This window comes from Asticcacaulis sp., assembly GCF_027484505.1.
Taxonomy (GTDB): domain Bacteria; phylum Pseudomonadota; class Alphaproteobacteria; order Caulobacterales; family Caulobacteraceae; genus Asticcacaulis.
This window is the reverse complement of the sequence record NZ_JAIXSV010000280.1, coordinates 1-2,972: the sequence shown is the minus strand read 5'-3', so window position 1 is coordinate 2,972 and position 2,972 is coordinate 1. Positions and strand designations below refer to the sequence as shown.

At 54.5% G+C, this 2,972-nt stretch carries 3 protein-coding genes; 1 reads left to right on the top strand and 2 read right to left on the bottom strand.

Annotated features, from left to right (window positions below):
* Both Q0072_RS16370 and Q0072_RS16365 read right to left on the bottom strand, forming a co-directional pair.
* Window positions 1-800, bottom strand: an 800-nt coding sequence (locus Q0072_RS16370) for an ABC transporter C-terminal domain-containing protein (RefSeq protein WP_298332330.1), incomplete at its 3' end; no start/stop codon positions are given.
* Window positions 801-873: 73 nt separating this feature from the next.
* A complete protein-coding gene (locus Q0072_RS16365; RefSeq protein ID WP_298332329.1) occupies window positions 874-1,476 on the bottom strand; it encodes a hypothetical protein in 603 nt (200 codons plus the stop codon).
* A gap of 209 nt (window positions 1,477-1,685) precedes the next feature.
* On the opposite strand from Q0072_RS16365, the gene dprA reads away from it, so the two are divergent.
* Entirely contained in the window at window positions 1,686-2,846 is a 1,161-nt protein-coding gene (gene dprA / locus Q0072_RS16360) for a DNA-processing protein DprA (protein WP_298332327.1), read from the top strand.
* The last annotated feature ends 126 nt before the right edge of the window (window positions 2,847-2,972 follow it).

The window sequence follows — 2,972 nt, the reverse complement described above, 5'->3', positions numbered from 1 at the left end:
TTGACTTTGCCTATGCTCTCGAGATCGGTAGGGTCAAAAATTCTAACAAACTTTACCGGTTCCTTCTCACACTCGACAGCAGCCGGCGCAGGCTTGGTTGATTCAGTCAGCGCCATGGGAGACGGACCTGCACCAAATCCCGATATAGATGACGCCATCTCGACAATGATATCTCCTGTCCGATCCGTCGAAATTACATTGGCAGAAGTCAGAAGTCCGTCAGTAGAAACTTTTAACTTGGTGTCGTCATCTCGCAAAGGATTGTGGAAATCCCTGGCAATAAACCTATATTCTGCATCAGGAATTGTTGCCTGTAGCTCGATTTTGGCAGAGTACTGGTAGTTGCAATATCCATCCTTTATAGAGTAAAGCTTCAAAGAAAAATCCGCCACACCAGACGCTGCACTTATCTTGTCCTTATTAGCCTTGTTTAGGTCTGAAATTGCTATATTTAGAGTATTTTTCACAATTTGAAGTGTTTGTGCGTCTGAATTTACAGCTGGGTCATTCATTCTTGCGCGGGCGATTTCGATAGTCTCTGTGTATGTATCGATTAATGCATCCAGCGCCTCCAGCTCTGCCTGCTTCGCCTTCATAGCCTTTTCAACGTCACTTCTAACCAGAAGCCTACGCTCTGCAGTCAATTTCACTTCACGCTTTGGTAAAAAATATGTAACCCCATTACCAATTTCCCCCATACTCGCACTTGAGGTTACTACCGTCCCACAGCCCGACAGCGATATCGACGTCAATGCCACAAGAAAAACACAACCTAAGTGTGCTGCGCCTTTAGCACTCATGACAACCTCCACGGCAAAGTGGTTTATCGATCAGTATTTGACTCTCATCATCAGCAAAATATCAGCAGCCTATCTAGGATCGACTATCGTCAGAAACCATACTGAAGGCTACCACCTGTCCATTTGATCCAATTCTGCTTCCACTATTGTGGTATGGGCGAACAAAACGAGTTTGCGTTCCGTTGATTTCCTTTAATTCTCCTAACCAAGCTACTGTATACAGCCGTTTGAGGTCCAAACGGTCCTGGTCCGTGAGTTGACAATTGTCGCCATAATTCATGATACTGAAAGGCCGATGTTCGCCAAATACCAGCGCCGGCCAAGCCTTGCCCCATGCGATCAAGGCTTTCGCCGACAGCCGTTCAATAGCTGTCTTGGCGGCCCCAGGATCCGAAAAACGCTGGAAGGAGGCCTCTCGAAAGCGCCAATTGAGAGTAACTCCAGCCTCCCATAACGGAATAAACCCGCCGCTAGCATCAACGACAATCTCGTAAATTGATCGACTACGGGGCACTGCATGCCCCTTATCTTCCGTCCCACATTTGATGCCGGGCCGCAAAGTGTGGGCATTATCCTGACCACCACCCTCGTCATTGACGCGAGTAGCAAACGGATTCTGGGCTGCGGCCAGGGGCGCGGCGGAGGCATCAGGGACATTGGGTACGGCGGCGTTCATCTTCATTCTCCTGCGGATCTGTTGGTCAGTCGTTTAGGGGATATTCATAAATCGAACGCTATTTTAATGAGATTTTAGGATATTCCTGATTTTCGTGAATTGAAATTCACACAATCGAAATTGACGATAATTTCGCCTATCTCCACCAAATGCACTTGGCCATGCGATTAGATTCCATCCAGTGATCAACCATTATCGTTGACACTTGAATGCCATTGCAGAACCATATCTTCATGCAATCTCAAAATGCCCCCCTGTCCCATGCTGAGCGCATCGACCGCGTCCGTCTGATCCGGACGGAGAATGTTGGGCCGGTGACGTTCATGCGATTACTGGAACGGTTCGGCACCGCCACCGCTGCCTTGACCGCCCTGCCGGAGTTGGCCAAGCGTGGGGGGCGAACGGCACCTTTGCGCATTCCAGGCAAGACGGAGGTGGAACGGGAAGCCGCCGCCCTGGAGCGAATGAGCGCTCGCTGGCTGTTCCGGGGGGAAGCAGAATATCCAGGCCCGCTAGCCGCGCTGGACGATGCACCACCGGTATTGACCCTGCTGGGTTTTCCAGCGCTGCTGTCACGGCCCTGCGTGGGTATTGTCGGGGCCCGCAATGCCAGTATCGTGGGCCGGAAGATGGCCGAGAAACTGGGGAGGGATCTGGCCGAAGCGGGTTTCACAGTGGTTTCGGGTCTAGCGCGCGGGATTGACACATCGGCGCATCACGGTGCGCTTGCCGGTGGCGTGTCGGGCGGCGGAACAGTGGCTGTGGTGGCGGGCGGCGTGGACATTATCTATCCACCCGAGAATGACGGGCTTTACCGTGACATTGCGGCACGCGGTGCCGTGTTGGCCGAATCACCCCTTGGGACCGAGCCGCAGGCACGGCATTTCCCGCGGCGCAATCGCCTGATATCCGGCCTGTCGCTGGGCATCGTCGTAGTGGAAGCGGCGGTGAAGTCAGGATCGCTGATAACGGCCCGGTTCGCCGGGGAGCAGGGGCGCGACGTCTTCGCCGTGCCAGGATCACCGCTGGACCCCCGTGCCCAGGGCTGTAACCGGCTGATCAAGGAGGGTGCGGGGCTGGTGGAGAATGCGGACGATATCATAAGCCACCTCCGGGGAGCGTTGCACCGCCCGCTGTCGGAGCCGTCCGGTGGCCTGTTCCGCCCCACTACACCGGCCCAGGAGGATGAGGTGGAACTGGAAAAAGCGCGCCGGCGGGTAGTGGAGTGCCTGTCTCCCTCCCCGGTTCTCATTGACGAAGTGGTCCGCGGCTGCCAATTGTCTGCCGGAGTGGTGTTGACTGTCCTGCTGGAACTGGAACTGGCGGGGCGGCTGCAGCGCCATCCCGGTGGGCAGGTCAGCCTGATCTGATCTTGTTCTGCCGTCCGGTCGTCCATCGTTCTTGCAAAGGCGGGTCCTTCAGTGGCTGGCAGTGTCGTCATCGTCGAATCCCCGGCCAAGGCCAAGACCATCAACAAATATTTGGGGTCGGACTTC